This is a genomic window from Enterococcus malodoratus ATCC 43197 (assembly GCF_000407185.1).
Taxonomy (GTDB): domain Bacteria; phylum Bacillota; class Bacilli; order Lactobacillales; family Enterococcaceae; genus Enterococcus_A; species Enterococcus_A malodoratus.
The window spans coordinates 920,235-938,649 of record NZ_KE136483.1 but is presented as its reverse complement, the minus strand read 5'-3'; the positions used below and the strand labels follow the sequence as shown (position 1 = coordinate 938,649).

22 protein-coding genes are annotated in these 18,415 nt (G+C 42.0%); 6 read left to right on the top strand and 16 right to left on the bottom strand.

Translation table 11 applies throughout. The annotated features are described in order from the left end of the window. Nucleotides 1–26: 26 nt before the first annotated feature. Nucleotides 27–1,250: a cysteine desulfurase-like protein gene (locus tag I585_RS19990; RefSeq protein ID WP_010740210.1), complete on the top strand. Its 1,224-nt coding sequence runs from the start codon at nt 27–29 to the stop codon at nt 1,248–1,250. 15 nt (nt 1,251–1,265) lie between these two features. After that, complete coding sequence (locus I585_RS19985) at nt 1,266–2,006, top strand: cyclase family protein (RefSeq protein WP_010740211.1); 741 nt, start codon at nt 1,266–1,268, stop codon at nt 2,004–2,006. A gap of 40 nt (nt 2,007–2,046) precedes the next feature. Here I585_RS19985 and I585_RS19980 read toward each other — a convergent pair whose 3' ends face one another. Together I585_RS19980 and I585_RS19975 are read right to left on the bottom strand one after the other, a co-directional pair. Next, on the bottom strand, nt 2,047–2,511 hold the full coding sequence (locus I585_RS19980; protein WP_010740212.1) for a VOC family protein: 465 nt from the start codon (nt 2,509–2,511) through the stop codon (nt 2,047–2,049). Between the two features lie 100 nt (nt 2,512–2,611). After that, nucleotides 2,612–3,202 (bottom strand): DJ-1/PfpI family protein, encoded by a 591-nt coding sequence (locus I585_RS19975; RefSeq protein WP_010740213.1) that lies wholly within the window; start codon nt 3,200–3,202, stop codon nt 2,612–2,614. Between the two features lie 141 nt (nt 3,203–3,343). Between I585_RS19975 and I585_RS19970 the strand changes: the two genes are divergently transcribed. Next, a complete protein-coding gene (locus I585_RS19970; protein WP_010740214.1) occupies nt 3,344–3,760 on the top strand; it encodes an Lrp/AsnC family transcriptional regulator in 417 nt (138 codons plus the stop codon). Between the two features lie 46 nt (nt 3,761–3,806). Here the strand turns inward: I585_RS19970 and rsgA are convergent, their stop codons facing one another. The 5 genes from rsgA to I585_RS19945 form a co-directional block, all read right to left on the bottom strand. Continuing rightward, complete coding sequence (gene rsgA, locus I585_RS19965; protein ID WP_010740215.1) at nt 3,807–5,147, bottom strand: ribosome small subunit-dependent GTPase A; 1,341 nt, start codon at nt 5,145–5,147, stop codon at nt 3,807–3,809. A gap of 701 nt (nt 5,148–5,848) precedes the next feature. Beyond that, nucleotides 5,849–6,181 (bottom strand): carboxymuconolactone decarboxylase family protein, encoded by a 333-nt coding sequence (locus I585_RS19960; protein ID WP_010740217.1) that lies wholly within the window; start codon nt 6,179–6,181, stop codon nt 5,849–5,851. Nucleotides 6,182–6,304: 123 nt separating this feature from the next. Further along, a complete protein-coding gene (locus I585_RS19955; protein ID WP_010740218.1) occupies nt 6,305–6,685 on the bottom strand; it encodes a VOC family protein in 381 nt (126 codons plus the stop codon). Nucleotides 6,686–6,722: 37 nt separating this feature from the next. Next, entirely contained in the window at nt 6,723–7,670 is a 948-nt protein-coding gene (locus I585_RS19950) for a LacI family DNA-binding transcriptional regulator (RefSeq protein WP_010740219.1), read from the bottom strand. A gap of 126 nt (nt 7,671–7,796) precedes the next feature. Then, nucleotides 7,797–8,165, bottom strand: coding sequence for a DUF1694 domain-containing protein (locus I585_RS19945; protein ID WP_010740220.1), 369 nt, complete (start codon nt 8,163–8,165; stop codon nt 7,797–7,799). A gap of 96 nt (nt 8,166–8,261) precedes the next feature. Here I585_RS19945 and I585_RS22775 point away from each other — a divergent pair, with 96 nt between their 5' ends. Further along, nucleotides 8,262–9,065 carry a MerR family transcriptional regulator gene (locus I585_RS22775; protein WP_010740221.1) on the top strand — a complete coding sequence of 268 codons (804 nt, stop codon included), beginning with the start codon at nt 8,262–8,264 and terminating at the stop codon, nt 9,063–9,065. 31 nt (nt 9,066–9,096) lie between these two features. Here the strand turns inward: I585_RS22775 and I585_RS19935 are convergent, their stop codons facing one another. The 9 genes from I585_RS19935 to I585_RS19895 form a co-directional block, all read right to left on the bottom strand. Then, nucleotides 9,097–9,765: an MmcQ/YjbR family DNA-binding protein gene (locus I585_RS19935; protein WP_010740222.1), complete on the bottom strand. Its 669-nt coding sequence runs from the start codon at nt 9,763–9,765 to the stop codon at nt 9,097–9,099. 127 nt (nt 9,766–9,892) lie between these two features. Beyond that, entirely contained in the window at nt 9,893–10,501 is a 609-nt protein-coding gene (locus I585_RS19930) for a P-loop nucleotide/nucleoside kinase family protein (protein ID WP_010740223.1), read from the bottom strand. A gap of 14 nt (nt 10,502–10,515) precedes the next feature. Beyond that, complete coding sequence (locus tag I585_RS19925) at nt 10,516–11,247, bottom strand: GntR family transcriptional regulator (protein ID WP_010740224.1); 732 nt, start codon at nt 11,245–11,247, stop codon at nt 10,516–10,518. 22 nt (nt 11,248–11,269) lie between these two features. Beyond that, complete coding sequence (locus I585_RS19920) at nt 11,270–12,031, bottom strand: SDR family NAD(P)-dependent oxidoreductase (protein WP_081631767.1); 762 nt, start codon at nt 12,029–12,031, stop codon at nt 11,270–11,272. A gap of 19 nt (nt 12,032–12,050) precedes the next feature. Next, a complete protein-coding gene (locus I585_RS19915) occupies nt 12,051–12,524 on the bottom strand; it encodes a PTS sugar transporter subunit IIB (RefSeq protein ID WP_010740226.1) in 474 nt (157 codons plus the stop codon). Continuing rightward, nucleotides 12,496–12,936 carry a PTS sugar transporter subunit IIA gene (locus I585_RS19910; RefSeq protein WP_010740227.1) on the bottom strand — a complete coding sequence of 147 codons (441 nt, stop codon included), beginning with the start codon at nt 12,934–12,936 and terminating at the stop codon, nt 12,496–12,498. Before I585_RS19910 ends, I585_RS19915 begins: the two co-directional genes overlap by 29 nt. A 19-nt stretch (nt 12,937–12,955) precedes the next feature. Next, entirely contained in the window at nt 12,956–14,620 is a 1,665-nt protein-coding gene (locus tag I585_RS19905; protein WP_010740228.1) for a PTS system mannose/fructose/sorbose family transporter subunit IID, read from the bottom strand. A 12-nt stretch (nt 14,621–14,632) separates the two neighbouring features. Next, nucleotides 14,633–15,637 (bottom strand): zinc-dependent alcohol dehydrogenase family protein, encoded by a 1,005-nt coding sequence (locus I585_RS19900; RefSeq protein WP_010740229.1) that lies wholly within the window; start codon nt 15,635–15,637, stop codon nt 14,633–14,635. 11 nt (nt 15,638–15,648) lie between these two features. Continuing rightward, a complete protein-coding gene (locus I585_RS19895) occupies nt 15,649–16,497 on the bottom strand; it encodes a class II fructose-bisphosphate aldolase (protein ID WP_010740230.1) in 849 nt (282 codons plus the stop codon). A gap of 240 nt (nt 16,498–16,737) precedes the next feature. On the opposite strand from I585_RS19895, the gene I585_RS19890 reads away from it, so the two are divergent. Together I585_RS19890 and I585_RS19885 are read left to right on the top strand one after the other, a co-directional pair. Then, nucleotides 16,738–17,484 (top strand): MurR/RpiR family transcriptional regulator, encoded by a 747-nt coding sequence (locus tag I585_RS19890; RefSeq protein ID WP_010740231.1) that lies wholly within the window; start codon nt 16,738–16,740, stop codon nt 17,482–17,484. A gap of 24 nt (nt 17,485–17,508) precedes the next feature. Beyond that, a complete protein-coding gene (locus tag I585_RS19885) occupies nt 17,509–18,408 on the top strand; it encodes a carbohydrate kinase family protein (RefSeq protein WP_010740232.1) in 900 nt (299 codons plus the stop codon). The last annotated feature ends 7 nt before the right edge of the window (nt 18,409–18,415 follow it).

The window sequence follows — 18,415 nt, the reverse complement described above, 5'->3', positions numbered from 1 at the left end:
ATAAAACTTACTGGAAGGTGATATTGATGGAAAAAACATTCCCAATTGAACAAGTCAGAGAGCTTTTCCCTGCTTTGCAACGAACACATAATGGTCAAACGGTGGCCTATTTTGATGGTCCCGGCGGCTCGCAATTTTTAGAGAGTGCGATTGGCGTCATTAGCGACTACATGCGCAGCGGCGCAGCTAATCTTCATGGTAATTTTCCTACGAGTCACGAAACGGAAACGCTGATTCAGCAAGCCAAAGAAGACATTGCGGTCTTGTTCAATGCCGATGCTTCTGAGATTGCTTTTGGTCCGAATGCGACAACGATGATGTTTCATACTAGTCGAGCTTTAGCCAATCAATGGCAAGCAGGCGATGAGATTATTTTAACTGAACTCGAGCACCATTCCAACATTGATTCTTGGCGCAGAGCGGCGGAAGATCATGGAGTGATTGTAAAGTATATTCCGTTAAATACAGAAACTTTAGAATTAGAATTGGACAAATTGGATGAACTGATCAGTTCGAAAACTAAATTGATCGCTGTCGGCCACGCCTCAAACTGTGTCGGAACCATCACGGATATCAAACTCGTCTCCGCGAAAGCTAGAGAAGTTGGTGCTTTAGTCGCTGTCGATTCTGTGCATAGTATTCCTCATATGTATGTTGATATGCAGGAATTGGGCATCGATATGCTCTTCTCTTCTGCTTACAAATTCTTTGCCTCACACGTCGGTATGGCGGTTATTCGCAAAGAATTATTTGACAGTCTTGATATTTATAAAGTAGTTCCTGCTCCTGGCGGTGTACCTGATCGGTTAGAAATTGGTACGCAAAATCATGAAGGCATCCCGGCGGTATCGGAGGCTATCCATTTTATTGCCAGTTTAGGTGAAGGAAAAACATTGAAGGAACAATTAATCAGCGGATATCATGCCATTGAAGTCTATGAAAATATGTTGGCAGAACGAATTCGTAAAGGTTTGGCGGATGTTCCGGGGATTAAACTTTATCAAAGCGACAAAGAGAAAACTCCGACGATCGCCTTCCGTGCGGACGGGATCACGCCAATCGAATTTTGCACAAGAATGTGTAATGAGCACAGTGTCTTCATCGCCGAAGGTCATTTTTATGCGTTAACTTTAGTCGAGCGTTTAGGGATCGACCAAACAGGCGGGTTCATTCGCGCAGGTATCGCTCCTTACAATACAGTCGAAGAGGTAGATCGGTTCTTAAATGGTGTCAGACAAATCATGGCTTAGAAAGGTGGAAAAAAGATGAGCAACAAATTATGGGAATTGTTAGATGAAATGAAGTCACCTGCATACGAATGGGTCGATCTGAGTCATCCAGTCAATGAGGATACACCCCACTATGCCGGGTACAACACCCTTGAAATGACGGAAGTTTTTACCTATGATGAACATACCGTTTGTGCCAGCGAATACAAAATGGTTAGTCAATATGGTACGCACATCGACCCTCCTTCTCACTTTGTCAATGGCGGACGAACCTTGGATCAAATCACATTGAAAGAAATGCTGCTGCCTCTTTGTGTTGTCGATCTAACAGAAAAAGTCGCGAACGATGTCGACTATGCGATTACTGTTGCTGATTTAACTGCGTGGGAAGAAAAAAACGGTCAATTCCCTGACAATAGTTTCGTAGCTGTTCGAACGGATTGGTCAAAACGAACGGGTGAAGATTTCTTCGCTCCCGATGAATCAGGTCAGCCGCATTATCCTGGCTGGTCGCTTGAGGCACTCAAATTTTTGAGTGAAAAACGGACGATTACGGCGGTTGGACACGAGACTCCTGACACTGATCCTGCCATCGCTAATTTGATCGTTCCATGGCAAGGTGAACGCTATTTGTTAGAACAAGATAAATATCAAATCGAAATGCTTTGCAACCTCGATCAGCTGCCGCCGACTGGTGCGATCATCAGCTGCAGCTTCCCAAATGTGTCAGATGCTCCGGGATATACGGCGAGATGTATTGCCATTTATCAAAAATAAAAACGAACAGCGACCTGAAATGGGCCGCTGTTTTTTTCGTTCATTTCAACATCCGCTCTACCATCTTCGGTGACATAAATGTTTTTTCGGCTAATTGCTCTACAGTAAAACCTGTTCCATGCAGCCGTTTCATCATAACCTTCATATCCTCGCCAATCTCGATAATGTGCTTATCCGGATCATACAGACGGACAACCTTTTGGCCCCAAGGCATTTCCAGATCTTCTCCAACGCGTTCCACGTCTAGGGTCGAAATCCTCTTTAGAAAGCCATCAAAGTCTTCCTCTTCAAAATACATCTCAGCATCATTGCCATGGTAACGAAAAAAATCACTGGTACAATTAGTGAATGTCGACCACGAACTTTCCGTTTGTAAAGCTAATCCGCCAGTTAATGTTGCATTTTCTCCTAAATCAGCGATCACTCGAACACCGATCACTTCAGTGTAGAATCGTTTTGCGATCTCGATATCCTTTACTACTAACATCGGTCCTCTAAACTTCATTTACCTTCCTCCTAATGACTTATTTCATATTAATTTTATCACGAGGGAAGTTTCAAATGCTCGCCAATTTTGCCCAATAATGCGAGTTTCTAGTGCTAGTTCAGCTGGAAAACCCCATTCTTCGTTTAACTTCCACAGTATTTTCTGAACTGGTTACCTTCTCTAAAAGTCGAAAGGCAACATCTAGGGAGGTTTCGGGTGAAGAAGAAGTGATAATATTTTGATCCTCGACAATGCGTTGATCAGACTTCACGTTGACACCGAACGCTCTCATTTGCTCTTGTCGCGGATTATTTTCAAAGCGGTAGGTTGTTCCTGAACGATCGTGCAGTACACCGCTTTTAGCGACCGCAAGCGCCGCGACACAAATAGCGGCAATCGGTTTGTTTTGCTGATCAAAATTTCGAATCACTGCTAAAAATTCTTCGCTATATGCGTCCTCATAAAAGTTGGCTTCTTCAAAGCCGCCAGGAATCGCTAACGCATCAAACTCAGTCAAATCAATCTCCTTTAGCTGACGCATAGGAACACACGAATAGCCCCACGTACAATCTAAAACAGGATGCAGACCAACCGAAACCAATTCCGTTGAACGATCCCCTTCGTACAGATTCCAACCAAAAATATCGGTAAACACGCTCGCTTCATAGGATTCAAAACCATTGGCTAAAAGTAATAAGATTTTTTTCATTTGTATTCCTCCCTTTCGTTTCATTTATGATAAGGTATAATTACTTCAATCGACAGACAGGTTTTAAAGTCTTTTGACAATTTCACTTTAACAATTAAAGAATTTTTGTTTTTTCACTTCAAAAAGGAAGGATGCTGCATTATGGATGAAACAGATAGAAAAATACTGAATCTTTTAAAAGAAAACGCTCGAGCACCCTACAGTGAGATCGCTCAACAAGTAGCCCTCAGTTCTCCCGCCGTTAAGGAACGAATCACTAAAATGGAAGATTTGGGAATCATTGAAAAATACACGATCAACATCAACTATCAAAAAATTGGTAAAAACATCACGGCGTTTATCCTATTTGAAACGATCAATTGCAAAGCTTTTCGTGAATTTTGCTCAGAACAAAAGATGGTCTTAAAGTATTATCGCATCGCCGGACACTATAGTTACTTGGTTAAGGTTGTTGCCGAAAATATGGCGCTGCTAGAGGACTTCATCGATGAGTCGATGCACTTTGGAACCCCATCAACCCACATTGTTTTCTCCTCTGCGGCAAATGATTCATTGTAGAAGCAATAGAAAAACCGCTCAGAAAACTACTTCTGAGCGGTTTTTCTTATCCAAGTTTAAATGGCGGGTGTTTCAAGGCCTTCCCTGCCAAACTAATCAAGCGCTGCTGATTATCGTCAGCGGCTACACGATTAGTTTTTAATGTGCCGCAAGCTCGGCAGCGATGAATGATCGCCCATTCGCCATCTGATTTTGACCAAATGCTGATTGGGTCCATTCTTCCCTTGCACATCGAAGAACGGTCTCCCGGACGATTATCGACATGGAGACTAACTAGACAGTGAGGGCAATGATTTCGATGCTGACTACCGGCACTTTCCGGATTCGCTGGCATGCCGCAATCCTGGCAAATAAAACTATCTGTACAGGCCGTTGCTTGATACGTATTTTTTAATTGGCGGGCAAATTTACTAATGTCCTTTAGCCAAACTTCCTTTTCACGTAGATAAGCCGTTCTATCGCTAGTGTATTTCGCTTCCGCGTGAAGCTTCAGATAGCTTTCCCAACGCTCTGGTGAAAGCTCTTCTTGTCGTAATGCTTCCTTGATTCCACAGCCGGGTTCGCTTTGATGACGGCAATCAGAAAATTTGCAGTTGCCAAAATGGGCCTCTACATCCGCAAAACTTTCTTCCAAGCCGTGACGAACATCCCACATTCCAACTTCGCGCATGCCGGGAGTATCGATCAGCTTTGTACCGTTATCCAACTCAAATAGTTGTCGGTGACTAGTGGTATGACGACCACGTCCATCTTTCTCGCGAATCGTGCGGGTTTCCATCACTTTTTTGTCTAATAGGCGATTGATCAGCGTAGATTTTCCAACACCTGATGATCCAACTAAAACAATCGTTTTCTCCGGTTGCAGGTACCGATTTAATTCGGACATGCCTTCACCAGTTTGTGCACTGATTGCATGAACCTCTGTTCCTAAGGCAATTTTTTGTGCTGCCTTAAGTTGGTCTGAATATTCTTCCGCTTGATCTGTTTTCGTTAATAAGACAATTGGAACTGCTCCGGATTGCCAAGCAAGTGTCAAATAACGTTCCAAACGGCGTAAGTTAAAGTCGTGATTCAACGATTGCAAAATAAAAATATAATCAAAATTCGCAGCAATCATTTGCTCTTTCCCTTTGTATGAATCTAACCGTGACAAGGCTGAACTACGCGGTAAAGTTCTTAAAATGATGCTTTGGTCGCTTCCCTGCCAATTGATAACAACATGATCGCCTGTGGTTGGATAAATTTCTTGTTGGCTCTCATAGTTGCCGCGTTTTACTCTGGCCAAACCTTTTCCTTTTTCACTTGTTACCTCAAATAAATCTTTATAAACAGCCGTTACTTGAGCGATTGTTTCAGCTGGGTGATTTCCGATATTTTTTGTATTCATAAAATTGTTTTTCTCCTATTGTCATTGATTTTTCTCCTTTACTTTGTAAAATAATTATTTCCGATAGCATGCAAAGCGCTCCTTCTTCTTTTCAAAGTATTCATTTTTCTTTCTTGAAAAATGAGTCTGATTTTCAGGACGTATACCATTCAACTATGTCTCTCATCCTTATTTTTTGGGGAAAGTTCAGATTGACTCTCCCGCTATAAGCTCTGGGAAAAGTTGAACTGGCATCCTTCTTCTTTTTAATGTATTCATTTTCTCTCTTGAAAATGAGTCTGATTTTCAGGCCGTATACCATTCAACTATGTTTCTCATCCTTATTTTTTAGAGAAAGTTCAGATTGACTCTCCCGCTATAAGCTCTGGGAAAAGTTGAACTGGCATCCTTCTTCTTTTTAAAGTATTCATTTTTCTTACTAATTTTTTTATACAGGATACCTGCCGCGAAAATAAATACTTCACCTAAAGGATAAAAAACGACAAAAAAGACGATAGTCATACTATCGTCTTGAGAATACACTCATCCCATTGATTCGACAGATACCACTTCTAAAAGCACACCAAATAAAACTCGCTTTATTCGGTTATTCAGCTTATTAGTTAGATACCTGTGACACTCACAAAACATGCTCCATTCGTTAATAGGTGGTTGATTTATTTTCACCATCAGTATAGCAAATGCCAGTAACGCAAATCAACCTAATTCTGATCATAGCCCAATTCATCCAACAATCTCAGAATTTTTCTGGCAAAAGGATACAGCACAGATCCACCGCCTATGACCGTCAGTTTCACGACTTCGATTACTTCTGCACGAGTAATCTCGGCTTTTTGACATTCTTCTAAATGATAAAGAATACATTCCTCGCATCTTGACATGATTGAGATAGTCAAGCCGATCAACTCTTTTTGGCGCTTATCAAGGACATTTGCTTGATAGGTTTCATTGTCTAATTCCCCAAACTTCTTAAAAAAATCGTCCTCTTGCGTCAAGCGCTGATTATATAATTTCCGTTCGTTACTTTGTTCCATTTATACACTCCCCTTCACCATTTTCACTCTTTGAATAATACAGAGACTTTTTGGTCTTTTCAAAGAAAATTTTACCGTACGCAAAAAGCAGTCGAATACGCGACTGCTTTTAAATAGATTCGTTTAGTCCGTCGTTAGCTCGATCAGGTTTCCTTCTGGATCCTGAATAACTGCTTCGTAATAGCCATCGCCGGTTGTTCTTGGCCCATTCAATAATGGGAAACCGTCAGCTAAGAAGCGCTCAACATAGCTATCAACATCCGCCTTTGTTCCAACTGAAATTGCCAAATGCGTATAACCTAAGCTGTCCGCTACGCGATTCGATAAGTGCTGTTTAGAGGTCAACTCCAAGCGGCTGCCTGAATCAAAGCTGACAAAATAAGATTTGAAGCCGGTTTTCTTGTTGTGATAAAGCTCCGTACTGCTGACATTAAAATAGTTTTTGTAAAAAGCCTTCATTTTCTCCAGATCCTTGGTCCAAATTGCTACATGTTCGATATGCATCGTTTTATTCCCTTCTTAATCCAAATTTTTAGTAAAGCTATCGTTTAATAATACGTGGTTCCTTCGCCACGTTTATCATCCCTTGGTCCGATAAAATATAGTCGATCACCGCCGGCCCGATTTCCGTTGGCAGAAAATCAATGGTCGAAAAATTTAACAGCCTGCTATATGGCTGATTGCCTTCGCCAATTATCTGATAATCCTTTTTATGTGTGAACCCGATTTCCTCTAGCCCGCTAATGATGCCGGCGGCGGTATCATCCGCATTCGCGTAAATCACTTCAGGCAGCTGCAGTTCTTTAAAGGTTTCTTTGGCCCAACAATACCCGTTGTCATAACTTTCAATCCCGGTAAAGAAATTTTGGCCTTCAATCACCTCACCAAAATATTTTTGGTAGCAGTCAGCTTTATCTCGCGCGCTGGTGCTTTGTGCAAGGTCTCTTTTATTTGTGAAAATGACTTTACTGACACCTTGTTCAGCTAACTCGCAAAATAATTGATCGTAGGCCTTTTTGCGATCAGGAAAAATCATGGGAATTTTAGGATCGGCGACTTTTTCTGTCGAGACGATTCGCCCTTTTGATTTGAGTTTGGTCCAATTGTCCAAATTACTGGCGCGTGAAGTCAGCACCAGACCGTCGATCATTCTTTTTTCCAGTAACGAATAGTATTCGCTCTCGGTCTTCTCATCGTAATAGGTAGGTAAAAGCAAGACCTGATAGCCCTTCTCTCTCGCATGAAACAGCAAGCTATTGACTAAACGATCATAGCAGGAGCTATTATAGGGCAACGTTACACCTAACGTATAGTTTTTTCCGTTGCTCAGTTTCACGGCGTTGCCGTTAACTACATAGCCAGTTTCCTCAATCGCGGCCTGAACCTTTGCTCGGATATCCTCTGAAACATACTGATGATTGTTGATCACTCGCGAGACAGTCGTTTTGGATACGCCGGTCATTTTCGCAATGTCTCGAATATTTGCCAAATGGACCACCACCTTTTTATCATCTATCAAGAATATACCCTATGGGACGCGTCCCATGTCAATAACATTTTCACATTCAACAAAAAAACAGCCGAAAGTTCGACTGTTCAGTTTACAAAAAATCGTTTATTCCGCTGAATCTTCTTCAAAGATTACAGCCAAATGTTCTCTATTTTCGATGTTTTTCAGCATTGATAAGCGATACCCATCGTTAACCACAATCGTAAAATGTCGATTATGCCGCTGGGACAGCAGCATTAATTTCGTTATCATGGGAAGCTTTAAGTTGCCATTAATAATCAACTTGCCCTTGCGTTTCAACAGCTCTTTCAACCGTTTCATAGAGGTCTCCACATTGGTATGCAGTTCCTTGAAGGTCAGAAAATACGCCACTTTCTCACGTTTGCTGCCAAGCAGAACATTCTCCTCGATCAAACGATTATTGGCTTTCAATTGCCGCTGATTGATATAATGAATGATTTTCTTGATGTTCATTTTTCTCCCTCCATTTGCTCCGCTTTGAAATAAGCAGGAAAATATGCTATAAAACAGTTATAAACTATCCCTTAAAGGGAAGGTCAAGGAGAAAAGATGGATACGACAGAATTAATCACAATCGGCAAACTATCTAAACTAACCGGAATTCACGTAAAAGCCCTGCGATATTATGATCGGATCGGTATTTTGATTCCCGCCTACATAAATCCAGAGAACAGCTACCGCTACTATACGCGAGAACACATTTATTTAGTGGATATGATCAAGCTTTGTGCCGAGATCAATATTCCCCTTAAAGATATCAAAGAATTTTTAGGGATTGACGGCACTTCAATCGACATTGATAGTGTGTTAGACACCGGAATTAAATTGGTCAGAAACAAGGTGGACGAGTTTGAAAAAAAGCTAACTTTTTTAGAGGAAATGAAAAAGGAGGTACGGCGAAACGAAACACTCCATAAACAAAAAGACGGTCTATCACTCACGATCGAATCAACCGATTATTGGTTGGAGCCCTTCAACGGAAAAATCGGCAGCAATGACTACTACCTTGCATTTAACCAACTGTTGAAGCAAATTACTCAAAAAGGTCTAGAGGCGGTTTATGAAGGAGGTCTCGCCATGGTAATTAAAAATCCGCGGCCCGAAACGTTTCTCTTCATTACTTTAGAACCAAATCCGCAAAATGCACAGCATAAAAATATCTTGCGACTGCCAAAGACACGTTATCTAACAAAAGTAACCGCTGAAGCAGATATTCAGAAAGTCTACCTATCATCTGCGAAACAACTAGAAAATCAGCCGGAAGCTGTCCTCTTCGAACTAGAAATGTATGCTAGTCAAACGTCCAAAGCGGGCCCCTTATATGAAGTACGAATCCCAATAGAAAAACAGTAGCTGATCGGCTCAGCTACTGTTTTTTTTCTCTTTATTTCACTGCCAATAGATAGCTTTCATCAATCAATTTCTTCAGCTCGTCAAAAGAAACTGAATCATCCAAGCAAATCGTGAACCAGTGTTTCTTATTCATATGGTAGCCAGGAAAATATTTTACGCCATCCACTAAGGCTGCAACCTTTTGCGGATCATTCCTCAAATCTAAGACTTCAATCAGGTCGTCGGAGGGAAGCCCCAACTTATTTTTTTGAACGGTCAATAGAGCGCCGTACCACTTGCCGCTATCTGTTCTTCTGAAAATGGCATTACTCGGCGTTTTCGGCCATAGAAATTCCAGCTCGTTCTGGTAAGTCTCTCGCACATAGTCAATCACTCGTTTGGTCTGTTCATTTTTGAAAATGTCCGCATCAAAACATTGATTGGCGATTTCTCGCAGGACGGCCTGATATTCCGTCTTCACGGAACCAACAAAAGAACCCGCCGCTGACGTTCGATGCAGCACGTATTCTTCGGCGCTGGCAAGTTCAACCAATTTAGTCTCGATTGTACGAGTATCTTCGATCGTGACCGTTAATTGGAATTCCCCCTCCAAAATCGTCGTCTCATATGTATAATGCGCCGCGTTTTTTTCAAACCCATAAGCAAGTAATTTTGTTCTATTTAATTTTTTACGCTTGAAAAAAAGCTCCTCCCTGCTCATAAAAGGTTCCACTCCCATCCCATTCATTTTTTCCATTATACACATTTCTGATCGAAACATCGCCCTTTAAATGAGGACGCAAAAAAAGAGTGGCTTTTTTCTCCACTCTTTTCTTTCATTCGACCGATTACCATTCTAGCAGCTTTTCGAGCTCTATTAATAATTGGTCATAATCAACTAGAGAAAAATCAGTCACATCGACTTCTATCAATTCTCCCAATGAAAATTCTCCATATCCGCGCGTTGTGCAGCGTTTGATGAACTCCTGATAGTCGACGAGATTATCTGCTGATTTATGATTGATCGTTACGTTTTCTTTGTGATAACGCAATAATATATGCCCCAAATGTCTCGAATGATCCAAATCCCGCAGCTTTTGACGTTCATAAAGAACATCTAGCTCTGCTATCAATCGGATCGTAATCACTTGATATCCAGATTGATCTGTTAAACGCCTCAATTTTTCCTTTTGTTTCCCGCTAAAAGGATAATCAGAAATCAAACTGATCGATTGCTGGAATTTTTCGGACATGATCTGATAGTACTCTTCCCAGCTTTTTTGAATCAAAGTTTCTTTTTCAGCCAAATTATTAAAGCCGTATTGATCCCAATTTTTTTCTTTTAGTTCATCTGGCGAAAGAAATTGAATGCTTGGGAATTTTTCCAAAATCAAATTGGCCAAATAGGATTTGCCCGTTCCGGGATATCCTGCTAATAAAATCAAGGTTTTCTTCAAGGCTGTTCATCCCTTTATATCGTTAGTTCTATTTCCAGATGGTACTTATCGGCTAGATAGTAGCTATCTACATATTCTCGCGGGATATCTTTTACATCGTAAGAAATTCTTTTGATATGAAGCAAGGGCGTTCCTGCTTCTACCTTCAGGAGATCCGCAAGGGCTCCCGCGGCAACAATTGAAAAGATCTGCTGACTGGCGTAAGACCACTGAATATTGTAGGTTTTATCAAGAAAGACTCGAAGCGACTCTTCTGAAAAATTGCGATTCAGCATTTCGGGTACATAGTCTTTTTCAAAGTAATTAATCTCTAAATAGTACGGTTCTGTATCACCATAGCGCACCCGATTCAAGCAAATCACTTCCGTATCTGGTTTTAGCTTCAGCGCTTCTGATACATCTATTGGTGCCCGAATTACACCGAATTCGATGACCTTTTTCTTGGCAATAACATCTTCTAGTCGTTTCTTTCTTGTATATTTCGCAACATTTTGGGGAGAATGTTTAGGATGTGTAGAAATGACGACTGTACCAAGACCACGCTGCTTCTTTACAAAGCCGTCATTGGCAAGCATTTCCATTGAGCGCCTGGCCGTTGCTCGACTTACTTGGTAGGTCTTCATCAATTCACTTTCAGAAGGAATACACTCTCCGATAGCATAGGTACCATTGATAATTTTCTGGAACAAGCGGTCGTACAGTTGATAATACAATTGCTCTCTGCCGCTAAAATCCAACGAAGTCATTCTACAACATCCTCCTACTCTTTTAATCCATCCATTCTCCGCCAACCAGATTGATCGATTGACCGGTTAGATAACTGGCCTTTTCTGTCAATAAGAATACCGCCGCATTTATAACGTCTTTCATCTCTACCAAACGATGCATCGGGATATTCCCTTTGAAATAATCCATGACTTCTTCCGGATCGATGTTTCGTTTTCTAGCGTACTCATGTTTCAGTTTTTCCCACATCTCGGTATAAACGATTCCCGGGCAAATTGAATTGACTCGAATATTTTGATCGGCAAACTCTTTGGCGATCGATTGCGTCAGTCCTTGTACCCCAAATTTGCTCGCGCAATAAATGGTCTGCCATGAACTGGCCTTTTTCCCTGATAAGGAAGACATATTAAGTATTTCGCCCCCGCCATGTTCGAGCATACGTTCTATAGCGATCTGACAACACAGAAAAGTTGCCTTCAAGTTGACGTCCATTGTCAGATCCCATAACTCCTCGGTACTCTCCAAAAAAGGTACCATCTTAGAAACACCGGCTGAGTTAACTAATGTGGTCAATGGACCATATTTTTCTTCGACACTTTGTATGCCTTTTTTGATTTCTGCTTTTGAAGTCACATCGATTTTATAATAAGCTGCGGCATCCCCAGCTTCTGCGACCAAATGGTTTCCTTTTTCCTCATCTAAATCAAAGATTGCTACTTTTGCTCCACGTGTGACAAAATCTTTTGCCATTGCGGCACCCATACCACTGCTGCCGCCTGTGATAACAATGACCTTTCCATCCATTTTTTCCATGTATTTGCTCCTACTTCAGATATTTATCTACACTGACTGGTTTGTCTTGCGGCATCACTTGAATGAATACGTTAACCTTTTTCTCAAGCAACGCGTTGAATTGTTCGTTTTCTTCCGCGCTCGTGGAAATATTTTTGTATAAAACGCTGCGCTCCGGCCGCGTCCCCATACCACCAACATCCACTTCCTCGATTTGAATCCCATTATCAACTAGATAATTTAACGCTTCTGGTCCCTTCACCAACAGAATCGTCGGCTCATCCAAGCCTTGGCTGAAGAATTGAACCCCTTCTTCTTTCGTAAAGATACCGATCGCGATCTCTTCGGGAATCGCCATTTCTAACACTTCAATCATATACTCATCATTGGCCGTTCCATCATCAACGATCACCACCTGATTGGCTCCTTTGTTTTTGATCCAAGCAGTCATAACTTGTCCATGGATCAAACGGTCATCAATTCTTGTTAATACTAAGTTTTGCACGCTGCTTCCGCTCCCCTCTGCCGAATACCTTGCTTTGAATTCCCACACAATCTTCTGTTGTCGCTTTTTCCACCAAAGAATCTAATGTATCCTCTGCGGTTTTTCCCAGTGTCAATGACAATAACATCGGCATGTTCATCCCAGAGACGAGTCCAATTTTAAACTCTTTCGATAGATAAGCAGCACTTTGAAACGGTGTGCCGCCAGCAATATCTGAAAGAATCAAGAACCCCTGCTCTTTTTCTGAATAGGATGAAAGGGTGTCCGCCAATTTTTCACGATAACTCTCAGGAGCCTCGCCGGGAATCAAAGGCACTGCTTTGACTCCGAAGGTATCTCCCGCAATCATTTTTAAACTGCTCAATAAACCTTCACAAAACTCGCCATGACTGATAATGACCACATTAACCATTTACCCACCTCATTTATTTTTAGCTCACATATCCTAAAATCCCCAGATAATAAGCCAGAATTCCAACTACAAAAATTGCGATAATGATATACAACGTATTGATTTTCTTCTTCAGCATCCACCATACTAATAACGTCAAGCCTAATGGGATCAAGCCTGGTGCCAATGAATCCAACACATCTTGAATCTTAGTGGTACCTTGCCCAACCTTAATCGCCAGTGGAGTGTTGACTGTTACGCGGCTTGCCGCCATTGCACCGACAACCATCAAACCGACGATACTAAACGAGTTGATGATTTTATCAATCGTGCCATTTTTCAAAATTTTCAATAAAGAGGTCTTTCCTTGCTTATATCCTGTCATAAACATAAAGTAACCGCAACCAAAAATTAGTGCTTCAAACACAACGAAGGACAAGATCGGACCTAAGTAGCTTCCTTCTAATGCCAGTGAACAACCAATCCCAAAAAGAATAGGGAACAAGATTCCTTGCATAACCGTATCACCGATCCCAGCGACCGGTCCCATCAACCCTGTTCGAACCGCATTGATATCTTTTGCCTCAACATCTTCACCGTTCGCTCGCGCCTCTTCCATTGAGCAAGCGATCCCGTTGATGATTGGTCCAATAGTAAATACTTCTGAGTTGTAAAAGACCATATATTTCTTTAACTCTTCCGCCTGTTTCTCGTTCGTATCATACAATTCGCGAATCGGGGTGATCATCAGGTTTGCTGCACCTAAGGCTTGTAACCGCTCATAGTTGTAGCAAGATTCTGTACTCGTTGTCCATAACCACGTTTTCACCAAAGTGCTCTTAGAAAGCTTCTTAGTATATTCGGGAGCAACAGCCGGAGTATTTCCACGGTCATTTACCTGAGCGGCTTCCACTGAATCAATTTTCTTGTTTACAGATAAGCGTTTTACTTTTTTCTTCTCGACTTTGTCTTCTGATTTATTATTACTGTTCAAATACATTACTAAAGCGATAATTGCTGAAAAGATCGAAATCGCGGTCATCCCCAAACCTGAATAAACGGTCAAAAAGAAACCAGCGAAAAACCAAGGAATCAACTTTTTCTTACCTAAATAATTCAACAACATAGCGATCCCTAGCGCGGGCATGATTCCGCCCACAACTTCCAGTGCGCTGATCACATGTTTGGGTACCATATCAATCAGTTGCTGTGCCCAGCCGCTGCCAGAATAGACAAGTAAGAACGCAGGAATCCCGTATAAGATAAATGCCATACACGCAGACGGAACAAAGTTCATTAGCCGTACGCCCCGCAAATTGCCCTGATCCAATAATTTATCGGCGCGATGAATCCAGGCTGCATTGACTGTCATGTAAATTTGATTCAAAAGCAGTCCCAGCATACTAAAAGGAATCGCAAATGTCACAGCCATTTTTGCATCTGCCCCAGACAAAATCGTCATCGCCGTTCCAAACACCCCTGCGACAATCGTATTACTCGGCATAGTTCCGCCCGCAGATATCCAACCTAGGTAAATCAATTGAATATTCGCACCAGCCATCATCCCTAACATTGGATCGCCCATAAACACACCAACCAATGTTCCGGTCGTTAGTGGATAGACTAAACATTTTGTTACAGGACCAAAAAACCACCACTGACCCATCGTTGCTAAGATTGCAACCAAAACTGCTGATATTACCATTATATTTCCTCCCTAATGTTCTTTGCTTAAATAAACCATCACTTTCCCTTTTCGTGAATACTCTAACGCACGTAGTTCACTGCCGATTTCCTCCAAGCTTAATTCCGCGCTGATGATACTTTTTGTATCCAGCAGCCCGCTTTCTAAAAGTTTGACGGCTCTTTCAGAAGTATGCGGATTTAAAAATGACGTATAGATGCTTAGTTCCTTGGTGTACGCCTCAAATTGATTGAAGGAGACTGGCTCCTCGGGATCACCCAAACCGAATAGCAAAACCTTGCCATTTTTTCCCGCAATCTTGATCGCCTGTTCCATAGTTTGTTTCAATCCGATACATTCGACAACATAATCAATGTTTAGCTCTTTCGAAAGAGCTTCGATCTCCTGATCGGTCACAGCCAACGACGCTCCTAGTTTCAAAGCCAGTTCTCGTTTTTCCGCTTCCCGTTCAACCACTATGATTTCACCAGCACCACTGTACTTGATCAGTTGCAGCATCAGTGAACCGATCGCCCCCATGCCGTACATGACGACAGTTTTTCCGCTTTGGATCTGAATCAGATCCAAGCCGTGGATCGCGCAGGATAACGGTTCTGTAAAAGCCGCTGTCTCTAAATCAAGCGAGTCAGCGATCGGATAAACATTTTGCTCTGGCGGATAAACATATTCTGAAAAACCTTTAGCCACGCCATGACGTTCTATACAAAAGTTTGGAAAGCCCTGTTGGCACCAGCTGCATTTTCCGCAGCCGTAGCTGGGATCGCAGGCCACGCGATCACCAGGTTTGAAATACTTGCACTCCGGGCCGACGGCGGTCACTATCCCTGAACACTCATGACCTAAAATGATCGGCGGAACAACCACGCTTGCACCATTTTTTCCTTGAAACTTATGGACGTCCGTTCCGCATAAGCCGCACCAAGCGACACGGATCTTTACTTGATCCTCAACAGGTTCATTCTCTGGAATATCTCTCACTTCATAAGTGTAATCGCCTACATAATATCCTGCTTTCATTTTTCTTCCTTTCACTCACTCATATTTTTGAATAAGTTGATTTTCCGAGCCACAATCGCTTCAATCGTTTCTAGACAAGGAACCACATTATCCCGATTTGAAACGTTTTCCTTATGTGTCTCGTAGCATTCCTTTGATTTTCGATTCCAACCAACTAATAGTTCTGTACCGACATTGAACTTGCGAATCCCCAGCTCGATGACTCTTTTCACATCGTCATCCTTCACACCAGTCCCGCCATGAATGACTAAAGGAATGTCAACGGCTTCTTTGATTTTCTCCAATTGTTCAAAGCTGATATCCGTTTTCGACATATATTGACCATGATTGGTACCGATCGCCACAGCTAACGCATCAATTCCGGTCTCGGCGACAAAGGCAACGGCATCTTTCGGATCAGTATAAAAAACTTCATCTTGGCTGACGACCAATCCGTCTTCCGTTCCACCCACGGTCCCTAATTCAGCTTCAACACTTACTCCGTATTCTTTGGCAAAGTTGACGACTTGTTTGGTTCCTAAAATATTTTCCTTAAAGGGCAGCGACGACCCATCGAACATGACTGAACTGTAGCCTGCCCGAATCGCTTTTCGAATTTCAGCAAAATCTTTGGCGTGGTCTAAATGTAAGACAACATCCACTCCATATTCTTCGGCCATTGATTTACAAACAGCAACGAGATTGCGATGACCGACATAGTTTGCTGTGCCGCAGCTTGTTTGGATAATCACCGGGGTCTTTTGTTTTCCGGCTGCTTCGATGATTGCCGGCAGCATTTCCAAGTTATGAGTATTAAAGGCCCCAATCGCCATATTCAGGTGATTTGCCTCAGTTAAAACTTCTTTTAAAGTAACGTACATCAAAAACTCCTCCTAAGCGTTATCTGAATCCCTAACAAAAAAGATGGCCATCTTCTTATATCTTCTGCAAATATAAAAATGTTAGAATATACGTACGTTTGATTCATCTCAATCATATAATGCCTCATTTGGAAAAGCTATACGCCGAAAAGGAAAACCCTTACAGTTTTTCGCGGATTTTGGGAAATCCTGAAAATCCATTCATGCTAAACTATGGGAGAATGAGATAGGAGGAAGATCATGATCATTGATATAAAGAAAGAAGTTTATCAGAGTCTGTCAGAATCAGAAAAGAAAGTAATTGATTTCTTGAATCGAAATGAGCAGCTTATTCCTGAACTGTCTATTACAAAAATCGCAGAAAAAACCTTTACCTCTTCTGCCACGATTTCAAGAACCATTCAAAAATGCGGTTTCTCAGGCATCAGCGAACTGCGCTACAAAATTTCTCAACAAAAAGAATCAGCCGAATCAGCCAACGCGCCCTATGTTGTCAATAATATTTTGGCAAAATCATATCGTGAGTGCACGGAAACGATCAATTCAATCAGCTCTACAGACATTTATCAAACGATCGAATACCTCAAAAATGCCGATCGAATATTCATTTGCGCTCGTGGCTTCACTGCCCTGATTGCAGATGAACTGCAGATGTATCTGCAACTATTGGGCTATAATGCGATTATCGTCAAGGACGTTATGTGGATGAAAAAATTTCATCGCATCATTACAGCAAAGGATACCCTAGTCATTATCTCGCTTAGAAACAGCACGCCTGAACTAGCAATAACAGCTAAGGCTGCTCGCGATTGTGAGGCCAAAGTAATCACTATATGCTGCAAAACACCCACCGAACTTGAAAAGTATTCTGACATTACCTTGGTTGGGCACTCCGAAAAAATTATGGAGGCCAGTGAACAAATCGTCTATTCACGAATTCCATTATTAATCATCACTCGAACCATTATTGAATATATCGGTTTATAACTTCGTTTTGAGAAAGGGGTAAGTATGAGTATTTTATGTGTCGGCCAAGCAGTTTATGATTTAACTTTTCCTGTAAATGAACCGTTAGTAGAGAACCAGAAATATCGAATTCCCGATCGTCATGAATGCATGGGAGCACCCGCAGCTAACGCCGCTTATTTGTGCGGTTCTTGGGGGGCTGAGGCGGCTTTGATCGCCCGTGTTGGTGAGGATTTATTTGGACAAGAGATTGTTCGAACCTTAGTCGCAGGCGGAGTTGACGCCGCTTCTATTTATTGTGATCCTAAGCAGGCGACGAGTATAAGCTGTATCGTTGTCAATCAGCAGAATGGCCATCGCACAATCTTGAATTCACCAATGAGAGAGCAGCGATTTCCGATCGTCTGGCCAGATAAAGCGCCACAGGTGTTACTCGTAGACGGTCATGAACTGAGCGCCACGTTAGAAGCCCTCAAAAAATATCCTGCCGCCCTATCGATCATGGATGCCGGGACCTATAAACCAGAATTGGCGGAGGTGGTGCAAGCAGTCGACTACTTGGTTTGTTCTGAGGACTTTGCCTATCAAGCTACTGGACTCCCTATTCAACTTGATGAACCTGATCAAATAAAGGAAGTTTTCAAGCAACTTCGCACACTTAATGGAAATCAATTAGTGATTACGATCGGCGATCAAGGCTGCCTCTGGCAAGAACAAGAAATAATTCATCACGTTCCCGCTTTTAAGGTAGCACCAGTAGATACGACTGGTGCCGGGGATATCTTTCATGGTGCTTTTGCCTTCTGCTTAGAACAAAAAAAATCACTGAGAGAGACTATCATTTTTTCTTCTGCCGCCTCCGCCTTGTCTGTTCAGAAGATCGGCGGTCAGACTTCTATCCCGACTTTAGCAGAGGTTCGCGCCTTTATATCGAAAGAAGAATAATTTTGCT